This is a genomic window from Parabacteroides faecalis, assembly GCF_022809355.1.
GTDB lineage: Bacteria > Bacteroidota > Bacteroidia > Bacteroidales > Tannerellaceae > Parabacteroides > Parabacteroides faecalis.
Genome location: NZ_JAKZMM010000018.1, coordinates 58809 through 79462, shown reverse-complemented (window position 1 = coordinate 79462; position 20654 = coordinate 58809). Strand labels below are relative to the sequence as shown.

Sequence of the window (20654 nt, the reverse complement as noted above, 5' to 3'; positions counted from 1 at the left end):
TGTAAGGCTGTCGATAACGTTTATATTGCTTCCACCACCACTTCCGGCATTGATAACATATAACTGTCCGGAAGAATTTTTCCCGATAGTTGTTCCGTCATATCGCACCAGTCCGTAGGTGGAAGGATCAGCAACAGGTAGTCCACTTGCATAAGAACCGCCGTCTTGATACGCTATTACATCACCTTCAGCAATCATGGTTCCTTTCGCAACAAAATTACCGTTATTCGCTCCTGAGAAATAAGCGGCAAGTTGCCCAAGATGTCTAAGATTGAGGTCTCCACCAACGCCGTCTATAGTCCACTCGGATAATGTGATTGCCTTAAATGTAGGAGAATAAGAAGTTCCTAACCCCTGATTTATCGTATCAAGGTTGCTCTTGTTGTTGTGCCAGTGTTTATTTGAAAAGGCTTCATCCCAGTTGCTTACTTTTGTAGAAGATATTCCATCCAATACAGTCTTGTTGTCATGTGTATGGTTGTTAGTGTATGCCGTATTCCAATTAGATATAAGACCGGAAGTGATACCGTCCAAAATAGACTTATTATTGTGTGTATGAAGCCGCGAATCATTCCCCGGACAAACTGTTCCGGCTGTTGTCCCAAACTTAACAGAAAGAACAGAAGCGACCGAAAGATCAAGTCCCGTGCCTACCGTAAAATCAATACCACCACCGGCATCTGCCTCCAACTGACCTGACGCATTGATACGTACAGTCTTTCCGTCCACCTTGACAAGTCCGTAAGTAACCGTATCTGCAACAGGCAATCCACTTGCGTATTCTCCTCCGTCGGCGTATGCGATAACATCCTTTTTTGACAGGATCGTTTCATTGAATGTCTTTACGCCACCGATAGTCTGGTTCGTTGTCAGATCGACGTAATTATCGAAATTCCTTTCCAGCTTCCCGATAGCCGACAGAATCGTATCGGTAGCAGCAATCGGAGAGTAAGCATCCGGTTTAGTATAGCCTGTCAACTGAGAAGAAAGAGTGAGATAACCCTGCTTTGTCAGGTAATCGACAGTGATATAGTTGTTATCTGTAAGGTATTGCTTCAGTTGTTCTTCATCAATGCCACCGCCACCGGCAAATTCAGGATCAACATACCATCCTTCGTTTGCGTCGAATAGCAATCCACCTCCCTGTTTTGCCTTAAATAGCCCAAATGTATTATAGTCTGCAACCGGAAGCCCGCTGGCATATTCACCGCCGTCGGCAAAAGCCACAACATCACCTGGAACAACCACATGTTTACCGGAGATAGGCCGTAGGTAATACTGTGATTCTTCCAATACAGTACCATCCTCCTTTACAGTTACCAGCTCCCAATACTGGGGTGTGGACGGATATCCAATACCACCTCCGTTACCTGTCTGTGCAGCGAGTTGGATACTATCCGTAAGCCGTTTGTTACGAGGCGTAGCTGGGATCTGCACTTCTACATATTTATATTGTTCTTTCGCCATACCATTAATCATTTAAAACGTACCCCCTCGAAATGATCTTCCGAGAATTGAACCATCTTGATATTGCTCTCTTCGTCACGCAGGCGTTGCGTCTCCTGTAGGATGACGTACTTGCCCGGTTCGTTCCTGTCGGTGAGCGTGCAGAATCCTGGAATCAGGTCCGCTGCACCCGACAAGACCAGATTGCGCCCCTCATAGTTGGAATAGATCGTCCCGATCAGAAGCTTCTCAAGGCGTTCTTGCACGCCACCCCGATAGAACGTACCAATAACCGTATGTGTAGAGGTTTCGAAGATCTGTCCCAATGCCACCGGCGAGGGGTTTTCGAGCGTCCCCAACACGGTGTCGATCTTGATCTCTTCGGCGGCATCCTCGTTGATCCACGCCGAGAAGCTGATGTCTTTCGTGTTGATGCTGTTCCCGTAGCCGTCCACTAGTTCCACCTTGGGATCTTTGAACCACCAATGGCGGCACTGCGAATAGTTCTTGGTGTTGATCTCCTTGTTATAGTCCCACGTGATCAATCCTGTTCCTACTTCCAGTTCCAGGTATCCGTACTTGTCGGGGAAGGGGACAAACTCGCCATCGCCCATCTTGTCGAACCGTGAAGGAAGCGTATCCCGGTAATACCCGATGATCTGCTTGTTGAGCTGCCATCCGCCCAAGCCGGATTCATCCTTCCGGTTGCCTTTCCACCAGCACAGGAAGGCATCCCCCCAGGCGGCTTCGCCCGACACCCATTTCACGTTGGTCGTGGAATGGTAGTAGTAATCGCTGTCCTTCACACCGGAGTTCTGCAGGTGCAGTAGGGCGTTCCGGTTTTCATCCCGCAGCGTCAGCTTGATGGGCAGGTAGACGAAGTTGGCACGGTCCTGCTGTTCGTCCCAGTTGCCTTGCTCGTTGTACTTACCGGCATCCTCGAACGGATTGTATCGGGGGTCGAAGAGCATATTGATCGTCACCTTCAGCTGGAACTTCCCGCTTCCGTCCGTGCTCACCGGATAGATGAAGGAAGAAGGTCCTGCCCGGAATATCATTTCAACCGTACCGGTAGGAGGCAATACGGGTTGAATATGTTGGATAAAGTCGCCACCTGTTCCTTTTCGGGTCGAATAAGCCCAGGCTATCCCTGCTTCAGAATCGCCGGAATACACCGGGTCCACCCGGAAGAACTTCGGCTTGATATTCTTTACAACACCCTCGCCAGTATCCGAAATGGTCATCCGGAAACCTACGGCGTCCGCCTCGAAGCGGTTGTCCACGTAGGTCGTGTATTGGGATCCTCCGGTGACGGTTTCAGGATCTACCGTGGCATCCAGCAGGGTTGTCTTTTCGTAAGGCGAAAACGTAAGCAGTACGTCGCTGTATGTCTTGTCGACCGACAGCACCGCATCGTCTCCATCCCATACCACTTCCTCCGGTGTTTCGGGATAGAGCTGGTTCAGGTCGTACAATACGATCTTGCCGCCCTTCTGTATCATCCGGAGCGAGAACGGGCGCAGCGTCTCGTCAAGTACCTCGCGCATCGTCATCGGCTTGTCGTCTTCGTCAAAGAAGTTGTCGCCAAGTACGGATACGGCTGTATAGACCGAACCGGATGCTCCGCTGGAGGTCTTGGTGCTGATCCGTGTGTCGATAGCCGAATACTTCACGCCCGACATATCCAATGCCTTCCGGATGATCTGGTCCATGCTGATAAACCCGCGCACGTTCCATTTCAGCCGGTCGAGCATGGCGAAGTCGGAAAAGGTAAGTTCCACGCAATATCCGTCTTTGTAAGAGAATGGCTCTTCGTACAGTTCGGTATCCAGCGTACCGCTCCAGTAGAGCGAGCCTTCCCGATAGACATCCAGCCGGACGCTCCCGGCTTTCACCGTATAGAGGTCGACAAACTGTCTGTCATTATCGGAGAACAGCTGGACGGTAGCCGAACTGCTCTGTACGGGCTCGAGTTTGTCGGTCTCTTGCCATTCGATCTCGACAGGTGACTCGCCATAGCCTACTTGTTGCACTTCGCCCGAAAAGCCTTCCTGGTAAATATCCACCTCATACAGCACATCCTTATAGCTGTAGAAGCCATATCTGTATCGTAAGTTCATGCTCATCGTGTCCGTCCGTTTTTACGTTCCACACCCTGCAAGGCTACGTAGAGATCCTTCCCACGCACCTTGGTTTCCAGATAAAGGCTATCGAACGACAGCCGTGCCGGTTCGATCATCGACCGGAGCTTATCCAGCGGGGCGATTACCTCCGGGTTGTTTCGTGCCCCGGAATATTCACCCACCAAAGCCAATGTCGGACCACTGACGATGCCACCGTTGGCGAAGGCGGTGGCATTCTGTAGGGCTGCCTTGGCTGCTGCGGTGGCAGCTACCAGTGCTGTACCTGTAATGATAGCCGCAATCGGGTTGGCAAACATGGATTTGAAGGCGAGCGTAGCCGTACCGGCTGCTATTAACGCCGCACCGAACTGGCTCAGCATATCCATCAACCCAGTCAGCATGGATTTGAATACTTCCAGCCCGTTTCCGGAAGCGACGGCTTCACCCAGTCCAGAGGCGAATTGCTGGATAGAACCGGTCAGGATGCCACCTATCTGTTCACCGGTAATCTCGATTTCCTTGATGGAATCAGAAAACTGCTGCTTCATGATCTGGAAAGAGCGCGAAAGGGTAGCCTTGTCGAACTCAACAGGAATACTGATCTTTTCCGGTACCGGTAATGTCGCGACAGACGATGAGATCGTATCCTTGTATTTGCTGTCTGCCAAATTCCCTGCCACGCCTTTGGCGATCTGCAGGTTGATCAGGTCGAGCTTCTTCTGGTACAAGTCTATTTCCTTTTGCAGGTTGATCGCATTCTGCACGGATGATTTTTCCTGTAGCTCTTTCAGTTCTTGGATCTTCTTCTGCAATCCGGCTATGGTGTTCAAGGCTTCCCCGGTGCCGGATTTGGATTTGTTTCCTGTTGCTGTACCTGCTGGAGATTCCTGTACATCCCGTGGTATGCCGAGTGAGTTCCACATACGGTTCGGATCGAACGACTTCTTCAGGTCGTCAACACGCCCTTGCAGGGTTCGCAGGCTCTTGTTCGTCTCTTCTACATTGGTGATATTGACCGAACCTTTCACATCCACCCGTTTATTTCCTGCTGATGCCACCTCGCCCAGTCCTTTCGATACCGGCTTCGTGATGGAAAGCACCACCTTCAGGTCTTCCCATAGCTTATGCACCAAGTTCCGGAATCCTTCCAGCTTCTTGTAGGCTATTACCAGTCCTGCAACAAGGGCGGCTATGGCTGCTACGATCAACCCGATCGGATTGGCATACATGGCAACGTTCAACGCCCATTGCTTGACGGTGGCGGCTACCGTTGCTACACGGAGTGCCGTCAGCGACTTGACGACCAACATGATCTTGGAAGGGATCTCCAATAGCGTGGTGGCGATCCAGTATTTCGCCTGGAAAGAAAAGGCAGACATGGCTGCATAGGCAATCTTGAAGCCTGACGCCAGCTTCGGACCACATGCCACAGCCAGACCGCCAAGTACGGTTGTCAGCTTCAACACGCCGCTTTTCAGCAACGACATCAACGGTATCATCTGCGAGATCATCACCCCAGTATCGCCAAGGGCGGATGCGTAACCGGTCAACCCGCCGCTCATTTCGAAGATGGAAATCTTCATGTCGTCGATACGCGCCTGTATCTGTTTCATCTTCTCGGCCACGGTGTCGGTGCGGATGGCTGCCTGCTCCTGTGCCACGTTCGATCCGGTAACGGCGGCTGTCATCTCGTCGACTGCCTGCGCGTTCGTGATCAGGTATTGGGCGGCGGCTATGTTTTCCGCCCCAAACACCTTGGCGAGATAGGTTGTGTCTTGTAGTTTCGGTTTCAGTCCGTCGAGAGCCTTGGCCAGTCCCACGTTGGAGAGGTCAACGCCCAAGGTGGTTTGCAGTTTCAGGATGATGTTGCGCAAGGCTGTCCCGGCTTCCGCCCCTTTCAGGTTCATCTGCGAGAGTACCTCGATCGCCCCGGCTGTCTGTTCGACCGACAGTCCGGCAGCCGCCGCCGTTGCACCCGACACCTTGAACGACTGTGCCAGATCTGCAACTTCGGCTGCCCCGTATTTCGAGCCTGCTGCCAGCACGTTGATCACCCGGTTCGCCTCCGATGCTTCCAGTCCGAACTGGTTGATGGTGGCAGCCATGGCCGTTGCCGCGTCTGCCATCTCCAGTCCGCCGGCCTGTGCCAGCGTGATGGTCTCTTTCTGCAGCTGCATCAGTCCTTGCAGCCCGATCTTGTCGATCTGTATCTGCGAAGCCAATAAGGTGAAGGCATCAACCGCCCCTTTCGCACCCAAGCCGGACTGTTTGCCCGTCTCGCGTGCCGCCTGGCTGATGGTTTGCAGGTCTTTCCCCACGATCCCGGTGATGGCTTGCAGGTCCGCCATGCTCTGCTGGAAACCTACGCCCGATTCCGACAGGGAAGACAACCCATCGAAGGCGTTCCTTACGTTTTCAGCCCACGAAGCAAGTTCCAAGTTTTTCATCCGCGAACAAATGGTCTGCATCTTCGAGAACATCCCGTTCGCTTTCTTGGTGGATTGCGTCACACCGTCCATCTGCTGACGGATTATCTTCAGCTCTGGCAGCAGCTTGCCTTTCGCGTCAAGTTGGATGGTATATACTAAATTATTCATTATCTTCGCAGCAACTAATTAATTAGACTTATGAGTATAGAGGTCATAACAGGGATCGTGTTTGTCTTTACGTGCCTTGTCGTTTACGGAATCTGTCATCTGGGAGACAACGATTGCAGGTGCCAGGATCCGGAACAGGAAGAAGATGAAAAGTAGGGTGGCTGGCGTTAAACGCCTAACCGCTCCTCCAATTTGCGAAGCTCTTCCGGCGACAACCGGTGGGGCTTTTCTTTTGCCTTCTTCCGTCCGCTCTCCCACGGAAAACGGATGATGTCTTCCGCCCGGAGCTTCTTCTTCGAGTAGGGAGTCAGGAGGCAATGCGCCAGGAAGCGGGTCTGTTCCCACGAGGTGCGGTAGCGTTGCTCTTCCTGCTCGTTCCAGGCGCGGATGGCGGCGTCGAGGGTTTCCATGTCCATGGGATAGATGTCCGCCGGAGGGATTCCCACGACACCCGCCGCAAAGCCAATCAATTCTGTAACCGTCAGTTTTTTTTTGCGTCCTGTACGCCTTCCTGCCCGGCTGCCAGTCCGAGGGCTGCCGTCGCCTGGTCCATGTCGATGTAGTCGATCATGTCGTCAGGCTTGTCGAAGGGGAAGGCCACGCCGTCCGACTTGCAGGCCGTCCGCACAGCGTGGAAGATGATGCACCCCAGCTTCTCCATGTCATCGCCCCGGAACTGGGTGAAGTCCTCGCCGGTATCGCGCTTGTAGGCCACCATCGCGCCGATTGTCAGGCGTACCGGATATTCTTTTCCTTGGATCTTGATTTTCTTCATATTCTTTTTTCTTGTTTTTTTACATACCTATATCGCCGCCGAGATATAGGTATATCTCGGCGGAGATGTGCTTATATCTCGGTCGAGATATACCTACCTAAATTTAAGCATCTCCTGTCTTGGTCTCCACGTTGCCGGTATTCTCGAACGTGGCTGAGTAGGTAGCGTCGTCATCTGCCGGGCTGCTCTCTTCGAGGCTGGTGATGACGAACAGTCCCTCTTCGTACTCTTCCGTCCCTTCATCGGTAGTAAAACCGTATTTCAGTTTCACTGGCTTGCGTCCTTTGAACATCTTCAACAAAGATTTGAAACCACAGTCAGCCTGGTACGTGGTAAGTGCTTCCACGCTGATAGAAACCGACAGCTTGGTGACGGATTTCTGGCTGAATGCCCCGTTCTCGGTGTCTTTCGTCACACGTTCCTTGGTCTCGGCACTGTACGAGATCGTGTGGCTGGTGGCAGCCGCCGTCTTGGTCCAAGTCGGTTCACCGCTTCCGCCTGGTGTGTCAACGAACACCATGAGGTCTCTTCCCTCGATGTAATCTCCTTTTTGTCTTGCCATAATGATGATTTGATTTAAATTAGCCTATTGATTCTACGTGTAATCTCTGCCGTCGCTTTTTCATTTACTTGGTCTTTGACCTCCTCCTGAGCACGTTTGAAGAAGTATTCAGGCTTTACCGAACCAACCGAATGGCTTTTCCAGCCTCCGAACCAGTGTTTCACTGTTCTTTCATCCGTGCCGGTTTCCATCCATTTCACCCGGTAATCGGCCAGGATATGTACTTTAACCGTGTTCACCTTTCGGTTTACCACAATTGTTGCCACTTTCAGGATCTTCATTTTCCGTTTCCTTGGGTTCCACACCTTTCTTTGCTTGAAACCCCTTCTTTTGGATTTGAAGTTATCGGTTGTCTTTTTAGCCAGGATCTTCATTCCTTCTCGTATGCCGGAAAGACATGCGTTGTTGAATTTCTTGTCTTCCAGTTTGTTTAAGAAAACAACCATAGAAGTGTCGTCTATCCTTGCAGAAGTTTTATTCATGTTGCCCCTCCATCATATTTTACACTGAATTTCAGGGCCTGCACGAATCCGCCCTGCGTATAGTCGGACACGCCGTCGGTGATCATTACCGTCATCCTTCCAGGAGGGTCATCGAAACGGACTTCTTCAAACGCCTCTGCCTCCGACATGACCTTCGTGGCGATACGGTCCACCTGGTTGAAAGCGCATCCCCAGATGTTGATCTCGTAACTGAATACATACCCAACGACCCCCATTTTGGTACTTCTCACGGTAAATCCGTTCATGTTGGTAACGCAATATGGGTACTTTGCGTTCTCAGCCGCAATGGTAGGGTATATTTCAGTACCTTCCGGTATCCATTGGCGGAGCATGGAATAGAAAGCTTCGTTTATTCGTTGCATTGATCGGTCCTCCTCAGATAATAGAAAGTGATACCTCTTAATTGTCGTTCAATCCGGATAATGTCATATACAACATCACCGTATTTTATCCTCCAGTCGTTCGAAGCACCTGCGACGCTCCATGTTTTTAGCAGCAGGGTTTGTTCTTCCGGAAGAGCGTCTTGCGATTCGTCTGCCTTCAAAACAACGTCATTCACCTCACACAGTCGTTTTACCGACGTATCGTAGGTCGTTTCCCTTTCGCCGGTAGCCGTTTCTACCTGAATGGGTCTGAGGAACTCCGCGTCTTCGGTAAATCTTCCTAAGTTGTAATCTTTTCCTGCCATGATTGCCATATTAGGGGGTCGGCCAGCCTTTCGGCTGCTGTTACCCGTTCTTGTACCATATTCGCAGGATTCTCGAAGATGGAAGCGGCTTGCATCAGGATGGCAGCCCGAATTTGCCAGGGTAATTCTGGATAGGTTTCCAACTTCCTTCCGGAATAGTTTTCAACCCATTCTGCGCCTGCCATCAGGGCATCACGCAGCTGATCTTCCAGGTCGGGCGATACAGGCATACGTAAATGCTTTCTCAGGTCGTCTGTCGTGATCGGTAAATCCTGCAACTCCATAAACTCATTCCGTTAATCGTTCAACAATTTCTGCTTTAGTCTTCTCGCCAATACCTTTGATATCGGTCAGAGTTTCTTTGGCTGCCATCACATCAGTCATCGTCACCAGCCCTTCCTTGATCAGGATTTCCCGTGCAGGGAAGTCTTCCGGAAGGTCCGATTCCGGCTCTTTGAGTTGTTCGATCGGAAAAGCAAAGCCCTGTTCGATCAATGGCTTCACCTTTTCTTCAGGCAGGTCGGCCTGCATACCCGCTGAGTATGCAAAGCCTGCTGCCGATTTGATAAACTGAATCTTCATATCTCAATAAATGGGTTAGGCTGTCACCAGCGCGTCTTTGATCAATACGAACGATTCTGGGCGTGGAACGAATACATTGTGGAACGTGTTCATGATTATACGGACAGCTCCTTCGTCAGCCAATGTATATGGGTCAACAATGATATCCATACCGCCCCAGCCAAGGATCTGCAGGTCGTTCCAGTTACCGAATACGATAGCCGAACATTTTTCCGAAGCTGATCCCTTTGTCAGGTTGCTCGGAACAAAATTCGAAGCGTATGCTGGGAATCCGTTAACCTCGTTGTTCTGCCAGACATAACCACCTACACCGGCAGACATAAGTGTGGTCTTGAATAGACCGCGAACCTTCGGGTTGGTCAGATAGGCCAGTCTTCCAAGATCCGCATTCAACGAAGCTAACTCGGTTTCCATAAATACCATATCGGCGAATGTCGGAATCTTGCCATCTGTTCCCAGTTCAACGGTCTTTGTTCCGGATACATTCAGGATACCTGTCGGTTTATTAGAAGATCCGTCGCCATTGACAGCCGCATCTTCCAGTGCTTCAGAGTGAGCAGCCAAAATATCATTCATTACCATGCGCTCAACGTCCAATGATGACTGTATCAACAACTGCTTGCTGATACCCATTTGCATTGCCAGTCTTTTGGGTGAAATGGATTCTGATGTGAAAGCCTTCTTTTGAGCTGCGACGGCTGAGTTTTCCTGTTCCCAACTTGCACTGACCGGCTTACCTTTTACCAGTGTAATGTTACCGGTCAATCCACCAATCACTTGGGTTCCCATACTAGACAGAACCATGCGCTTGCGCAATTCTTCTTGATACTTCAATTCGCTTTCAATCAGATGTCCGCCGTCTCCAGGTGTTGTGGCGTTCTGACCTGTGAATGCTCTGCCTTCCATTACTGCCAATGGAATGTATGATCCTGTAATATTCAATCCCAATGTACGGGCTTCCTGTACACCCATCTGTCGAACTTCTTCTTCTGCACCGTCCATCACCTGACCGGGCATGGATTGGCGAATGAATTTCACCATGCTGAATCTTTGGTTCAGCTGATTCAGTGATCTGTCATTGCTACGCTGCTGTGCTTCTGCCTGTGCCTTCTCAGCCGCGATCTCAACGATCTTGGCGTTCAGTTCAGCAGTCAATCGCTGCACGGCTTCGGTCGCTGTACGGATCTCTTCGGCGGTTGCACCTTCCCGGGTCGTAACGGCCTCGAGGTTTGCTCTGGCTTGCGCCAGGTCTCTTTCGATGTCCTTTCTTTCTCTCATCGCTTTATTATTAGGGGTTAAACAATCTGTTTAAGACATAGCCATTAAAGCATCTGCCTGAGCCATTGCTACGTTGGCGCGTAACAGGGCCGATTCCTTTTCGGCTTCCGCTTGTCTCTGTTCTTCTTCGTCACCTTCCGTGTCAGGATCGAACGAGCGGACTTCTCCTACCAGGTATTCCATCTCGCCGGTAGGCTCTGCATCTTCTTGCTGTGCGTGTACCGAACGGACTTTGGCGTTCGGATTGGCTGGGATAGGAGTGACCGATATTTCCAGCAGCGAGCGGCGTCCGTAATAGTAGGTTGGCTTCTTTCCGTCGTAGGCTTCTTCACCTTTTCCCCATTCGCCACGTTCCATCGTGCGGAATCCAACCGAGCATCCCTTGATTGTCCCTGCCAGTACTTTCTGGAATACCTTCTCTGCCTTGGGATTGATATCTTCCTTTTCGAAGGTAATCTCCCCAATCAGCTTGTTGCCTTCCACCCAGGCGCGGGCCGTTCCGATCACATTATCCGGGTCACTACCAAAAGAGCTATGGTTGTACAATGCCACGCCCATCTTGTTGAAGGTGGATAGATCCCATCCTTTCACTGGAAGCACCGTCCCGTAACTGTCCCTCGTTTCATCGCTGAATACGAATGGGATCGTACGGGTTTTAATTGCCTGCTGTCTGTTCATGCTTGTCGTCTTTGTTTTTAGTGTTATTGAATAGATGTTCTTTGCCTACTACCACTTCATTGCCTGGATACAGCATTTCATCCAGTCCGTCTTTCGGATTCATGTCTTCCATTTCTCGGACTTCATTGCGGCTCATCCATCCGTTGGTGATGGCAGATGCGTAGAAGTCCTTTCTAGCTTGCATGTCTCCACGGAGTAGGGCGTCCATGTTGAATCGTACTTCCATCTCTCCACGCTCCGATCCAAAGAATAGTTTCCGGTCCATTTCATACTCGTACATCTCAACGATGGGGCGGATGCAGTGCTTGGCGAACTCGATATCCTGGTGCTCGATGTTGCTGAAAGTAGATCGGCTCAAGTCGCCAATCAGGTGCGGCGGAACAGAGAATATGCGGCAAATGTCCTGAAGGGCGAAGGTGCGCGTCTCCAGCATTTGCGCCGCTTCGGGCGACAGATTGGTGGTCTTCCACTTCACCCCATGTGTCAATACGGGAAATCCCAACGCTTTCGAATCCTGGAAATTTTTCTGGAAAATAGCTATTTTATCAGGCGTCATCATCTGGTCTGTTTCCAGTACGGCGTTGATGTTGCCTGCCCCCTCATACAGTTCGTTGCCATACTGTTGTGCTCCGATTCCTGTACGGATTGAATCGGCATTGTACACAATCGGGTTGACTCCCTGTATTCCGTCTATCGAGTAGTTGTAGAAGTGCATCACATCTTCATCCGTGTAAGTTCCGTCCCAATATTTGGTCCCGGCTATCAGGTACAGCTTCTTCCCCGATACAATCTGTATCGTTACAAGCGAAGGATGAACCGGCAGCAATTCCACCGGTTCTCCATTTCGTCTTACAATGATTACGTAACTGTTTCCCCACCCGTCAACACAAGTGTTCACGAAGTTCCAGAAAGAAAATGGGTTCATATATCGGTTTGGGCGATAGTGTAGCAGTTGATATACGGCATGTCGCGTGGCTAGGTTTCTTCCTTTTCCGGGTTGTATGTCGCAAACCAGTTTCGGCAATGATGCAATCGTGTTGCTTCTCAATTTGATTGCCGCATATACGGCGGTGAAGTGCATCGCCCGGTTTACCGATATGCCGCTTAGCCAGCTGTTCGGATTTTGGGGTGGCAATCCGCCGCCCATCGAGTCGAAAGAATACCTTTTCGTATATCCTCCCGACCGGAAAGACGCTGTGCGGAATGCCGATTTTAACTTAGATATGATATTCATCCTTTAACTGTTTCGGTCAAAGATAGGGAATAGGAGAGAGGGTTGTCAAGGGCTTTAACATTTACCCCGTTTGTTATTGCAATAACGTTATTATTAGAGTATTAATGTATTGTTTGATATGTTTTAGGATGATTTGCAGAGTGGTTTATACCATCTAATATCATATAGGTGTTTTTGGCGTTTGGCGTATAGTTTTTCAGACTATTTGCTTCTCTTTTTTGTGTTATGATTGTTTAACTATTGGATTGTTAAGAAGCATAAAAAAGGGAAGGCCTGCCGATGCAAACCTTCCCATTATTGAGCGCATGTAAATAGAACGAGAAGCCAATTTTGGATTCTCGTAGAATCTTTGCCATTTTATTTCAAATCTGATTCATTGCATCCAAAAGTTTCTCCAAAGATTTATACACTTTACCGTTCCACATGTAATGCGTATAACTCTTCCCTTTCGGAACTCCGTCTTTGTATGGTTGATGTATGCACATGCCCAAATCCAGGAATGGATGCACAGCTTTATACGTGCTGCAGTGCTCATCCTCCATACTTAAATGGCTAACCATTCTAAATGGTATCTTTTTCAGTTCTTCTTTTGTCACAATTCATGTTTTTGATGCACGCATTTCCAGCTCGTACGATTTTTAGATACTACTGTTTCAACCTTGTAACTCGTACCACAGACGCAAGCAAGATTTACACTAAGAGGTGGTGTCTTAACTGTTTATCGAAGTCTGCATTCAGTTCCACTTCGTACGATACTCTTTACTGCTGGTGTTTACGTGCTTTATTATTCATTATTCTTAACCAAGTTCCTCCATTTTCCCTTTAACAAAATCAATCAGATCCTGTACGGTTGCAGTATCCCACATCGGGTCTTCCATCTCTTCATCTGTGATGGAAATACTAAACTCTTTCTCTACAGACATGGCTGTTTCTACCATGTCGAGCGAGTCAAACATCAAATCATCTTTCAGCTGATCGTCAACTTTGGCATCGCTGTCGTATCGATGGATAATGGCCATCACCTTTTCTTCTGTATTCATATAAAATATTCTTTGCATTTAAATCCTTTTCTCGGTTCAAAATCCTTAAATTCACAAGACCGAAATACCCACTTCTTGTCCGCCCACGAAGCCAAATCTTTTTGCCATTGTGGTATTATTTGACGTGGATTATTAAGATCTCTATAAGGCTGGCAATGGGGCAAAAATTTTTTCCCTTTATCCCTCCAATGATTTACTCTGCTAAATGATTCTTTAAAATCGTCAAGCAAAATGCAGTAGAAGAAATATTCACCATGATAACCATATTTATCTATCAGAGAGATGGCTCGTTCACATTCTGCTATCTGACCTTGTGTGTCGCATCCGAATCGTATGCGTTTTATCCATTTTACTTTAGCTAGTAGTTTAGCTATATCCTCAGTAACTAACCTTGCATCCAGTCCTTGATTAAAGTCAACTTTCAGACCTAAACGTACAATCTTTTCGATCTGTTGCAACCCGTAATCAGAAGCCAGAATATTATTATCCATCAGTATAAGATTTTTTCTCCCTTTAATGGATATCTCCTCTACATCCATATATGGTCTAATATTCCCTTCTTTCAGAGGAACTACGCACCATTTGCATTTGTTAGGACATCCACGTGTCAGGAAACCGTATGCAGTGCGCTTGTCTATCGAAGGATAAATTGAATAATCAGGCTGAATACAATCAATTTCTTTTGGCAAACAAGAATGAATATCATATCCTGTACCACCTCGAATAACTTCTCCTTTTATGTTAGAAATGAAGTATTTGTAATCAGGTGTGAACGTAAATACTTTTGCCATATATAATTTATCGTAATTATCGAAAGGATTGTACCATTCAACATTATTCCCATTTTGTTTATGAAATGCACTTATCTTCATGAGTGCAAGGTTAGGATAGTTGCTGTCAACTGACATTAAGCCAATTTTATCCATACATATTATTTCAATTCAAATATTGTTTTAATCTTATACCCTTTAATCGGGTTCTTTTTGCAATAGCCTTCACCGAACCAGTTCCGGTCAAATGGGAATTTACGGAATAGATATCGGAAATAAGCCTCATTATATCTACGTTTCATATCCTTATCTGTTTAAATTTACATACCTATATCTCCAAGACGATATAGGTATATCTCGGTGGAGATATAGTAGTATCTCGTAAGAGATATACCTATGTCGTTTCTTGCAGATCCTATTAATAGATCTTTATCTTCGATTGTATCTCGCGGGTGAACCGCGCGATGATCTTCTTCAGTTCTTGCAGTTCTTCTTCGCGGCGTGACATCTCTGAGATGAAGTACATGCTTTCGAGGTACGAGTTGTTGACGAACGAAAGCAGGTTGTTCAGGTTGCTTTCCAGGTCCACATCGTCATGGAAGGGGAGTGTGGGCAGCATGTTGCCGCATGGACCGTAGTAGATACCGTGGCGTTTGCGGCCTATTTCTATGCTCTGCCTGATCCGCTGGTTGAAGGCCTCGACCTTCGTTTTGAGCAGCTGCTTGGCATACTCGGTTGTCTGGCTGCTGCGGAGCATCGCTTCCATGTCGTTGAAGGCGTTGATGTAGGCCTCCTTGAATCGGGCTGCTACTTTGCCGGTAAAGCCCATGGCGAGGAAGGTGAAGCCATCGCGGGTCAGATAATACATCGGATAGGATCTTGTGATGTTCCCGTTTTTGCGTTCGTAGTAAGATAACGCAAAATTGCGTGCTCTGAATAAATCGCTACACTCTAACGTGTTAATCAATCTTAGAACTTCGCAATGTCTTTTGCCGAAGTGTTCAGCAACTCTTAGAGAGGTGGTTACTACTTGGTCGTTTTCAACCGTAACTAATTGCTCGTTTTGTTCCTGAGCTTGGAATAAATTTAATTCTTTCATCTGTGTGTCGCATTTAGATGAATGAAACAAAAAAAGCAGCTCTATATAATCCTAAGTTGCGACACACACATACATCAGAGATATATGTAACGGATTATAATAGAACTGCCTATGCCTTCTATTATCTCTTAGCCTGCGCTCTTGCAGTGCCTGTATATATGTGTCGCACCGCAAAGATACCCAAATTTTGTAGAATGCAAAGAAAAAGCGGGAAAGATTTTTGTCTGTTCCCGCTTTGAGTTAGATAGAAAACTTTTGTTATTTACATGTTACTTGGTTTGTTCCTTGTATTTTTCATAAGCAGTCCGGATATCATTTCCTACATTACGCCAGTCTTGAGCAATTCGTTCGGCATCTGTTTTCTTCCTGAACTTCTTGTCATATTCTTTGATAGGGTTCTTCCCTAAGGTGAAGAAAAACAAAACGCCTTCCATGAATATCAAGAAAAGGCTTGTTTTCTTTAGCATGTCTCCCATTTTCGTTGTATAAATGCCCATCATACGGTGTTAAATATCATGGGCTGTTAATAGTTTACGGGGCAAAGGTAGCATTTTTTGTTGTAAATCAAAGAAGAAGCTGTAAAGATTTTACAATCCTTCCTTTCTTATCACCTCTGAAAGCGGATGCCACGGGCTGTTTTCTGTTTCCCGCCGAGTACCATTTGGATGGTTCTTAGTCCTACCTTCAGCTCCTTGGCAGCTTCTTTCGTTGTCTGGTAAAAAACTCTTCGCCCGTCCTCGAATATGGCTATGACCGGTTTCGGAGGCCTTCCCATCCTGACTGGCGGTTCTTTGTCTGCAACATACGGCGGAACTTCGCCGCCGTAGTATGGCTCGAATTCCGAGCATCGAACCCACAGTTCGGATCTTCCAAGTGACGCCTCGTGTGTCTTCCGGTTGATATCTCTCACCTGGCGTACTTTTCCCTCAAACACGACTTCCGATCCTATGCATACTTTCTCATTAAACTCCTTTATTTTCATTGGATTGATATTTATCTTTTGAAGTGAAACTTTACTCTTTCTTTTTACCAAAACTAAAGAATTCCACCTTTTCGGCATAGATCTCGGCGACTGTTATCTCAGCACCAGATGCAGTGGTGTATCTTCTGTATTTCAGTTTGCCTTCAACCGACAAACCAGCCCCTTTCTTGACATGTTTTTCGGCAAAAGAACAACTGTTTCCTCGGCATACGATGTTGTGCCATTGTGTCTGTTCGGGAACTGTTGCTCCCGATGCAGTCGTGTATCCTCTTTCTGTCGTAGCCAATGTAAAACTGGCCACCCTGCTTCCATCAGGAAAATCGTATATCTGCGCGTCTTTCCCGGCGAAACCAATCAAATGAATTTTGTTGTAGCTCATAATACTATCTTTTTAATCAAATTTTAAATCAATCCCTGTCGGGAGTCCATTCAATTGTCACTTTTGCTTTTACCTTACCGGTTCCGTCACAATGATCGCAGATATCCGGCTTGCCGGCATGCAGGTCCGACATGAATGCACCGATACCATTGCATACCGGACATCGGTAATTGCTTACGTAGAAAACTTCGGTACGATCGCCATACTTTGGCGGCTCGATACTGATCATTTGTTTTTGACAACTCATATTCTTTCTGTTTTAATTACTTCATTGATACATACGCCACACCCACATTGGATATGTCGTTGTCTTCGTAAGACATGTTCGTTCCGATGGCCATGGCTGCAGCCACGCAACCGTCCACCTTCTCAGAGCTCCGCTTCTTGTCGATCTTGATGTTTTCGTTGGCATCTCGATAGATAGCCACGTTGCGGAACATCCACCGGATAACGGGGTTCTGCATCAGGTCGAGCTTTCCGGAGGCCACAAGCGATTCCAGTTCCTTGGTGGGTTCGCTCATGTTACGCATGCTCTGGTTGAATTCATCCAGGATGTCGTCAAACCCCTCTGCCATCAGACCCTGTATGACCCCGTGATAAGCCTTGGCTGGGTCGAATGCAAGCGACTGCATATTGTATCGAAGCAATATTTCAGACACGTCCCTCACAAAGTAGTTGATGTCGATCACATTGCCGGGTGTTATCTTGACCCATCCCTCGCTCACCCAGGTACGGTAATCCACGCGGTCTTCCTTTTCTTTCACCTTAGCCTCCGGAATCCAGAAGAAAAACTTCATGGCCGGATGCTCCAGCTCAGGGAAATAGAGGGCGAGGGCATTGATATCCATGTGCGAGGCAAGGTCTATCGCGCCCCAGCATTTCTGCCCATCCAGCATGTCGTCTGTGGTACCATGATCACAGCGTACTACCAGGTCGTCACTGATCCATACATCAGGAGCATCCACCCACATATTGAGGTTCTTCGTCTTGAATGATACCTCATGTGTCCCGCCTTTGTTGATGGCGTTCTGGTACTCGATCTCCATGAACGATTCTTTCACAGACACACCCAAGTTGGGCGACGCCTTATACCAGGTGGCTCTGTCGTGCCAGTCATCGCCTTCATCCGGGCAGTATATGATGGCGAATGTATTCTCATCCGTTTTCACGCCCTCGAGAATGTCGATATATACCTTGCGCATCTTGAAGTAGGGTGATTCTTTGTTGAATCCTGCCGTCGTGATAATGAAGATAAGTGGCTGCTTCCTGGCACCCATACCGGATGTGATCAGGTTGTAGATATCATCCGTAGGCCATGCGTGCATCTCATCACAGATGGCGAAGTGAGGGTTCAAACCATCCTTGTTTTTCGTCTCCTTGGATAGAGGCTTGTAGAAAGAAGCTGTCTCTTCATACGTGATGGAAGTCTTCCATACTTTGCATACCTTGCTAAGTCTCTTACTTCTTGCAATCATTTGTCCGGCCGCGTTCCAACAGATTCCTGCTTGGTCCTTATCCACAGCTGCAGAATATACCTGGGCACCGTTTTCTCCATCGGCGATCATACCGATCAGCGCAATGATGGCTGCTAGTGTAGTCTTTCCGTTCTTACGCGGAACTTCCACAGCAGCATAACGGAATCTGCGTACACCGTCCTTCGTCTTCCACCCGAATATGCTGTACAGAATAAAGCACTGCCAGTCTTCTGGCACAAATTCCTGGCCAGCCCATTCTCCTTCAAAATGCTTGATGAGTTGGCAGAAAGACAGGTATCTCCTTGCCGCTGCGTCATCGAAATAGATGCCCTTTTCCATGGCCATCTTCAAATCATTCAGGTGTCTTTCTACCGCCAGACGTTCATATTTCCCTGCCGGTCGTTCCCCTGACATTACCCTGTCAATGTATGACAGAGCTTTCAGTCGGTATTCTTCACCTTTTGTCAATCCTTTCTTAGCCATAATCAACCCAATAAATCTTCAATTGTTTCTTCTTTTTCCATAGGGCCCGTGTTAATCCTCTGTCTTGATATCGGAGAAAAACCAAAATCGGAACCGATTTTATTCACGATCTCTACCATTTGCCGATATAATGCCAATTCAGGTGGGGCAACATAACCCGTTAAATTTCCTTCCTTGTCGTACTTAGGAATGGCAGGCTCCCTCATTCCTTCCAGACAGTCAAATACCAGATCAAGAGAGTTTGCATAAACGGCAAGCTGCTCCAGATCGAGCTCCGTAAGTACATTGAGTGCAATCAGTTGGTTTGCCTTCTGTTTGAAAATGTCCTTTGCCCTTTTTGTCGGCAACATTTTCAACTTTGAGCATGAAGTAATCTGTTTGATGTCTGTAATCTTATCAACTACATTCGTCTTCCCACTCATTCTACATGGCTGATCCGTTCCGCGCAGGATCTTCAATTCGTCTGGAATCGGTTTTCTACCCCTGCTCATAATTCCTCCAATTTTGCACGCACGGACGCGAAGGTCGTGGCGTGGTCTTGAGCTTATTGGCCCAGAGATTGAATGCCCCCTCCCGGTTCCCGCATAAATTCAGGTGAGTGGAGCGACCGTTCGTTATTTGTCCATAATTTGCAATCATATCTAATTTAATATTTATTAACAGCATATAATTTTCTTACTTATTCTATTTGGTAATGTTTTATTACCTGAATCATGCTCTATTTGCCCGTTTCTTTCCCGTTTAATGCAATTTCTTCCAAGACTTGGACTACTGGGTTACGCAATCTCATTTCTGCGTCTATAGAGCCTATATAAAGCTCGGTTGTCTTCACGTCTGTATGGCCAAGCATGATCTGTACTTGACGGATGGGAACGTTTGCCTCGATAGCCCGTACAGCAGCCGTGTGCCTGAGGCTATGTGCCGTCTTCTTCTTGGACTCGATACCCGCGTTACGCATCAGTTGGCATATATGCCTGCTAACGCTCATGTCCTTCATCCGCTCGTGAAACCTAGAAGGGAACATCGGTTCGTTGTCTTCTTCTACGCCACGCTGAGTGAGGTAGTCTGTTATCATGTCAGCTAAATGCTGTGTGATGCCAAACTTGGTGCTCTTTTGATCGTAACCTTTTCGCTTTACCAGAAGATAGTTGTATCCATCTTCTTTCTGAAGGTCGCAAACCGAAAGGTTATTCACCTCTGTACATCTCAGGCCCGTGGTCAACATCAGGAACACCATTGTGTAGTCACGTAGTCCAATGATCTTGTTTCGGTCGATTGAATTAAGAAGCTTGTTGACTTCTTCCTGAGTGAGGTGTTCTTTCCGGTAACCTTTCGCTTTGCGCTTGTACTTGATATCGGCTGCAATATTCTCTCCATAGCCATATTCTTCGATGAACTGATAGAACAGGCGAAGAATCGTAAGGTAGGTGTCAATAGTGGCAGCTTCCTTTCCCTGCGAAATCAAATGGCTTTTATAGGCCAGAATATCTGACCTTTTAAGCGAATTGATATTTCTTCCTGTAGTGACAATCCACACCTTGAACACGTTCAGCTGACGGCGATAGGTCATTTTGCTTCGAACCTTGACATCCAGGTTGTCGAAGAATTCCTGTTCAACTTCGCTCCATAGCTTTTTCATGATTGATCAATTTTTTATCCCTATTCCCTTTCTTGATATTGCATTTCCTGCATAGAGCTTGCCAGTTCGATTGGTCCCAGAAGTCATCGCACACTGCAATCGGAATGATGTGATCAACTACTTCAGACGGTGTGTAAATCTCATTTTTCAGGCATTCCTGGCATAGTGGATGCTCATGTCTGAAAGCTTTACTTTCCCTGGTCCATCGGTTGGTATGATATAAATCGTTACTTCTCGGGCGATCTTCCATCTTCTCCGATCTCTTGTTATATCCCGACCAACCGTATTTTCTGATTCTTTTATTTGCTTTTGTTGCCATTT

At 47.6% G+C, this 20654-nt stretch carries 27 protein-coding genes; all 27 read right to left on the bottom strand.

The window, feature by feature from the left end:
* On the bottom strand, positions 1–1467 hold a 1467-nt coding region (locus MUN53_RS08795), incomplete at its 3' end, for a hypothetical protein (RefSeq protein ID WP_243324845.1).
* An 8-nt stretch (positions 1468–1475) separates the two neighbouring features.
* Positions 1476–3566, bottom strand: coding sequence for a hypothetical protein (locus tag MUN53_RS08790; RefSeq protein WP_243324842.1), 2091 nt, complete (start codon positions 3564–3566; stop codon positions 1476–1478).
* 2 nt (positions 3567–3568) lie between these two features.
* Positions 3569–6016, bottom strand: a complete 2448-nt coding sequence (locus tag MUN53_RS08785) for a phage tail tape measure protein (RefSeq protein ID WP_262918211.1) — start codon at positions 6014–6016, stop codon at positions 3569–3571.
* Positions 6017–6333: 317 nt separating this feature from the next.
* On the bottom strand, positions 6334–6576 hold the full coding sequence (locus MUN53_RS08780) for a hypothetical protein (protein WP_243324841.1): 243 nt from the start codon (positions 6574–6576) through the stop codon (positions 6334–6336).
* A gap of 71 nt (positions 6577–6647) precedes the next feature.
* The gene (locus MUN53_RS08775) at positions 6648–6941 is read right to left on the bottom strand and encodes a hypothetical protein (RefSeq protein WP_243324839.1); all 294 of its coding nucleotides are present in this window, start codon (positions 6939–6941) and stop codon (positions 6648–6650) included.
* Between the two features lie 103 nt (positions 6942–7044).
* Entirely contained in the window at positions 7045–7503 is a 459-nt protein-coding gene (locus tag MUN53_RS08770) for a phage tail tube protein (protein ID WP_243324837.1), read from the bottom strand.
* A 14-nt stretch (positions 7504–7517) separates the two neighbouring features.
* The gene (locus MUN53_RS08765) at positions 7518–7985 is read right to left on the bottom strand and encodes a hypothetical protein (protein ID WP_243324836.1); all 468 of its coding nucleotides are present in this window, start codon (positions 7983–7985) and stop codon (positions 7518–7520) included.
* On the bottom strand, positions 7982–8368 hold the full coding sequence (locus tag MUN53_RS08760; protein WP_243324834.1) for a hypothetical protein: 387 nt from the start codon (positions 8366–8368) through the stop codon (positions 7982–7984). The genes MUN53_RS08765 and MUN53_RS08760 overlap by 4 nt, the downstream gene beginning before the upstream one ends.
* Positions 8356–8694, bottom strand: coding sequence for a phage head completion protein (locus tag MUN53_RS08755; protein ID WP_243324832.1), 339 nt, complete (start codon positions 8692–8694; stop codon positions 8356–8358). Before MUN53_RS08755 ends, MUN53_RS08760 begins: the two co-directional genes overlap by 13 nt.
* On the bottom strand, positions 8670–8978 hold the full coding sequence (locus MUN53_RS08750) for a head-tail connector protein (RefSeq protein WP_243324830.1): 309 nt from the start codon (positions 8976–8978) through the stop codon (positions 8670–8672). The genes MUN53_RS08755 and MUN53_RS08750 overlap by 25 nt, the downstream gene beginning before the upstream one ends.
* A gap of 4 nt (positions 8979–8982) precedes the next feature.
* Positions 8983–9276: a hypothetical protein gene (locus tag MUN53_RS08745; protein WP_243324828.1), complete on the bottom strand. Its 294-nt coding sequence runs from the start codon at positions 9274–9276 to the stop codon at positions 8983–8985.
* A 15-nt stretch (positions 9277–9291) separates the two neighbouring features.
* Positions 9292–10554, bottom strand: a complete 1263-nt coding sequence (locus tag MUN53_RS08740) for a phage major capsid protein (RefSeq protein WP_243324827.1) — start codon at positions 10552–10554, stop codon at positions 9292–9294.
* Positions 10555–10584: 30 nt separating this feature from the next.
* The gene (locus MUN53_RS08735; protein WP_243324825.1) at positions 10585–11232 is read right to left on the bottom strand and encodes an HK97 family phage prohead protease; all 648 of its coding nucleotides are present in this window, start codon (positions 11230–11232) and stop codon (positions 10585–10587) included.
* The gene (locus tag MUN53_RS08730) at positions 11210–12466 is read right to left on the bottom strand and encodes a phage portal protein (protein WP_243324823.1); all 1257 of its coding nucleotides are present in this window, start codon (positions 12464–12466) and stop codon (positions 11210–11212) included. The genes MUN53_RS08735 and MUN53_RS08730 overlap by 23 nt, the downstream gene beginning before the upstream one ends.
* A gap of 362 nt (positions 12467–12828) precedes the next feature.
* Positions 12829–13062: a hypothetical protein gene (locus MUN53_RS08725; protein WP_243324821.1), complete on the bottom strand. Its 234-nt coding sequence runs from the start codon at positions 13060–13062 to the stop codon at positions 12829–12831.
* Between the two features lie 201 nt (positions 13063–13263).
* Positions 13264–13506, bottom strand: coding sequence for an acyl carrier protein (locus MUN53_RS08720; protein WP_243324819.1), 243 nt, complete (start codon positions 13504–13506; stop codon positions 13264–13266).
* On the bottom strand, positions 13503–14432 hold the full coding sequence (locus MUN53_RS08715) for a radical SAM protein (protein WP_243324817.1): 930 nt from the start codon (positions 14430–14432) through the stop codon (positions 13503–13505). Before MUN53_RS08715 ends, MUN53_RS08720 begins: the two co-directional genes overlap by 4 nt.
* A gap of 5 nt (positions 14433–14437) precedes the next feature.
* A complete protein-coding gene (locus MUN53_RS08710) occupies positions 14438–14578 on the bottom strand; it encodes a hypothetical protein (RefSeq protein ID WP_243324816.1) in 141 nt (46 codons plus the stop codon).
* Positions 14579–14694: 116 nt separating this feature from the next.
* Positions 14695–15375: a Rha family transcriptional regulator gene (locus MUN53_RS08705; protein WP_243324814.1), complete on the bottom strand. Its 681-nt coding sequence runs from the start codon at positions 15373–15375 to the stop codon at positions 14695–14697.
* Between the two features lie 269 nt (positions 15376–15644).
* Complete coding sequence (locus MUN53_RS08700) at positions 15645–15842, bottom strand: hypothetical protein (protein ID WP_243324812.1); 198 nt, start codon at positions 15840–15842, stop codon at positions 15645–15647.
* A 140-nt stretch (positions 15843–15982) separates the two neighbouring features.
* Positions 15983–16357 (bottom strand): hypothetical protein, encoded by a 375-nt coding sequence (locus MUN53_RS08695; protein WP_243324808.1) that lies wholly within the window; start codon positions 16355–16357, stop codon positions 15983–15985.
* Positions 16358–16388: 31 nt separating this feature from the next.
* Entirely contained in the window at positions 16389–16736 is a 348-nt protein-coding gene (locus tag MUN53_RS08690; RefSeq protein ID WP_243324806.1) for a single-stranded DNA-binding protein, read from the bottom strand.
* Positions 16737–16764: 28 nt separating this feature from the next.
* On the bottom strand, positions 16765–16983 hold the full coding sequence (locus MUN53_RS08685; protein WP_243324804.1) for a hypothetical protein: 219 nt from the start codon (positions 16981–16983) through the stop codon (positions 16765–16767).
* Positions 16984–16999: 16 nt separating this feature from the next.
* Positions 17000–18694, bottom strand: coding sequence for a terminase large subunit (locus MUN53_RS08680; RefSeq protein ID WP_243324803.1), 1695 nt, complete (start codon positions 18692–18694; stop codon positions 17000–17002).
* Between the two features lie 2 nt (positions 18695–18696).
* Positions 18697–19185, bottom strand: a complete 489-nt coding sequence (locus MUN53_RS08675; protein ID WP_243324800.1) for a P27 family phage terminase small subunit — start codon at positions 19183–19185, stop codon at positions 18697–18699.
* A 227-nt stretch (positions 19186–19412) separates the two neighbouring features.
* Positions 19413–20333 (bottom strand): tyrosine-type recombinase/integrase, encoded by a 921-nt coding sequence (locus MUN53_RS08670; protein ID WP_243324799.1) that lies wholly within the window; start codon positions 20331–20333, stop codon positions 19413–19415.
* Positions 20308–20652 (bottom strand): HNH endonuclease signature motif containing protein, encoded by a 345-nt coding sequence (locus MUN53_RS08665; RefSeq protein WP_243324798.1) that lies wholly within the window; start codon positions 20650–20652, stop codon positions 20308–20310. Before MUN53_RS08665 ends, MUN53_RS08670 begins: the two co-directional genes overlap by 26 nt.
* Positions 20653–20654 lie beyond the last annotated feature (2 nt).

What these genes read in the sequence shown, in the direction of transcription:
- MUN53_RS08790 (WP_243324842.1), bottom strand. Translation starts at nt 3,566, where the DNA reads ATGAACTTACGATACAGATATGGCTTCTACAGCTATAAGGATGTGCTG.
- MUN53_RS08785 (WP_262918211.1), bottom strand. Translation starts at nt 6,016, where the DNA reads ATGAAAAACTTGGAACTTGCTTCGTGGGCTGAAAACGTAAGGAACGCC.
- MUN53_RS08780 (WP_243324841.1), bottom strand. Translation starts at nt 6,576, where the DNA reads ATGGAAACCCTCGACGCCGCCATCCGCGCCTGGAACGAGCAGGAAGAG.
- MUN53_RS08775 (WP_243324839.1), bottom strand. Translation starts at nt 6,941, where the DNA reads ATGAAGAAAATCAAGATCCAAGGAAAAGAATATCCGGTACGCCTGACA.
- MUN53_RS08770 (WP_243324837.1), bottom strand. Translation starts at nt 7,503, where the DNA reads ATGGCAAGACAAAAAGGAGATTACATCGAGGGAAGAGACCTCATGGTG.
- MUN53_RS08765 (WP_243324836.1), bottom strand. Translation starts at nt 7,985, where the DNA reads ATGAATAAAACTTCTGCAAGGATAGACGACACTTCTATGGTTGTTTTC.
- MUN53_RS08760 (WP_243324834.1), bottom strand. Translation starts at nt 8,368, where the DNA reads ATGCAACGAATAAACGAAGCTTTCTATTCCATGCTCCGCCAATGGATA.
- MUN53_RS08755 (WP_243324832.1), bottom strand. Translation starts at nt 8,694, where the DNA reads ATGGCAGGAAAAGATTACAACTTAGGAAGATTTACCGAAGACGCGGAG.
- MUN53_RS08750 (WP_243324830.1), bottom strand. Translation starts at nt 8,978, where the DNA reads ATGGAGTTGCAGGATTTACCGATCACGACAGACGACCTGAGAAAGCAT.
- MUN53_RS08745 (WP_243324828.1), bottom strand. Translation starts at nt 9,276, where the DNA reads ATGAAGATTCAGTTTATCAAATCGGCAGCAGGCTTTGCATACTCAGCG.
- MUN53_RS08740 (WP_243324827.1), bottom strand. Translation starts at nt 10,554, where the DNA reads ATGAGAGAAAGAAAGGACATCGAAAGAGACCTGGCGCAAGCCAGAGCA.
- MUN53_RS08735 (WP_243324825.1), bottom strand. Translation starts at nt 11,232, where the DNA reads ATGAACAGACAGCAGGCAATTAAAACCCGTACGATCCCATTCGTATTC.
- MUN53_RS08730 (WP_243324823.1), bottom strand. Translation starts at nt 12,466, where the DNA reads ATGAATATCATATCTAAGTTAAAATCGGCATTCCGCACAGCGTCTTTC.
- MUN53_RS08720 (WP_243324819.1), bottom strand. Translation starts at nt 13,506, where the DNA reads ATGAATACAGAAGAAAAGGTGATGGCCATTATCCATCGATACGACAGC.
- MUN53_RS08715 (WP_243324817.1), bottom strand. Translation starts at nt 14,432, where the DNA reads ATGGATAAAATTGGCTTAATGTCAGTTGACAGCAACTATCCTAACCTT.
- MUN53_RS08710 (WP_243324816.1), bottom strand. Translation starts at nt 14,578, where the DNA reads ATGAAACGTAGATATAATGAGGCTTATTTCCGATATCTATTCCGTAAA.
- MUN53_RS08705 (WP_243324814.1), bottom strand. Translation starts at nt 15,375, where the DNA reads ATGAAAGAATTAAATTTATTCCAAGCTCAGGAACAAAACGAGCAATTA.
- MUN53_RS08700 (WP_243324812.1), bottom strand. Translation starts at nt 15,842, where the DNA reads ATGCTAAAGAAAACAAGCCTTTTCTTGATATTCATGGAAGGCGTTTTG.
- MUN53_RS08695 (WP_243324808.1), bottom strand. Translation starts at nt 16,357, where the DNA reads ATGAAAATAAAGGAGTTTAATGAGAAAGTATGCATAGGATCGGAAGTC.
- MUN53_RS08690 (WP_243324806.1), bottom strand. Translation starts at nt 16,736, where the DNA reads ATGAGCTACAACAAAATTCATTTGATTGGTTTCGCCGGGAAAGACGCG.
- MUN53_RS08685 (WP_243324804.1), bottom strand. Translation starts at nt 16,983, where the DNA reads ATGAGTTGTCAAAAACAAATGATCAGTATCGAGCCGCCAAAGTATGGC.
- MUN53_RS08680 (WP_243324803.1), bottom strand. Translation starts at nt 18,694, where the DNA reads ATGGCTAAGAAAGGATTGACAAAAGGTGAAGAATACCGACTGAAAGCT.
- MUN53_RS08675 (WP_243324800.1), bottom strand. Translation starts at nt 19,185, where the DNA reads ATGAGCAGGGGTAGAAAACCGATTCCAGACGAATTGAAGATCCTGCGC.
- MUN53_RS08670 (WP_243324799.1), bottom strand. Translation starts at nt 20,333, where the DNA reads ATGAAAAAGCTATGGAGCGAAGTTGAACAGGAATTCTTCGACAACCTG.
- MUN53_RS08665 (WP_243324798.1), bottom strand. Translation starts at nt 20,652, where the DNA reads ATGGCAACAAAAGCAAATAAAAGAATCAGAAAATACGGTTGGTCGGGA.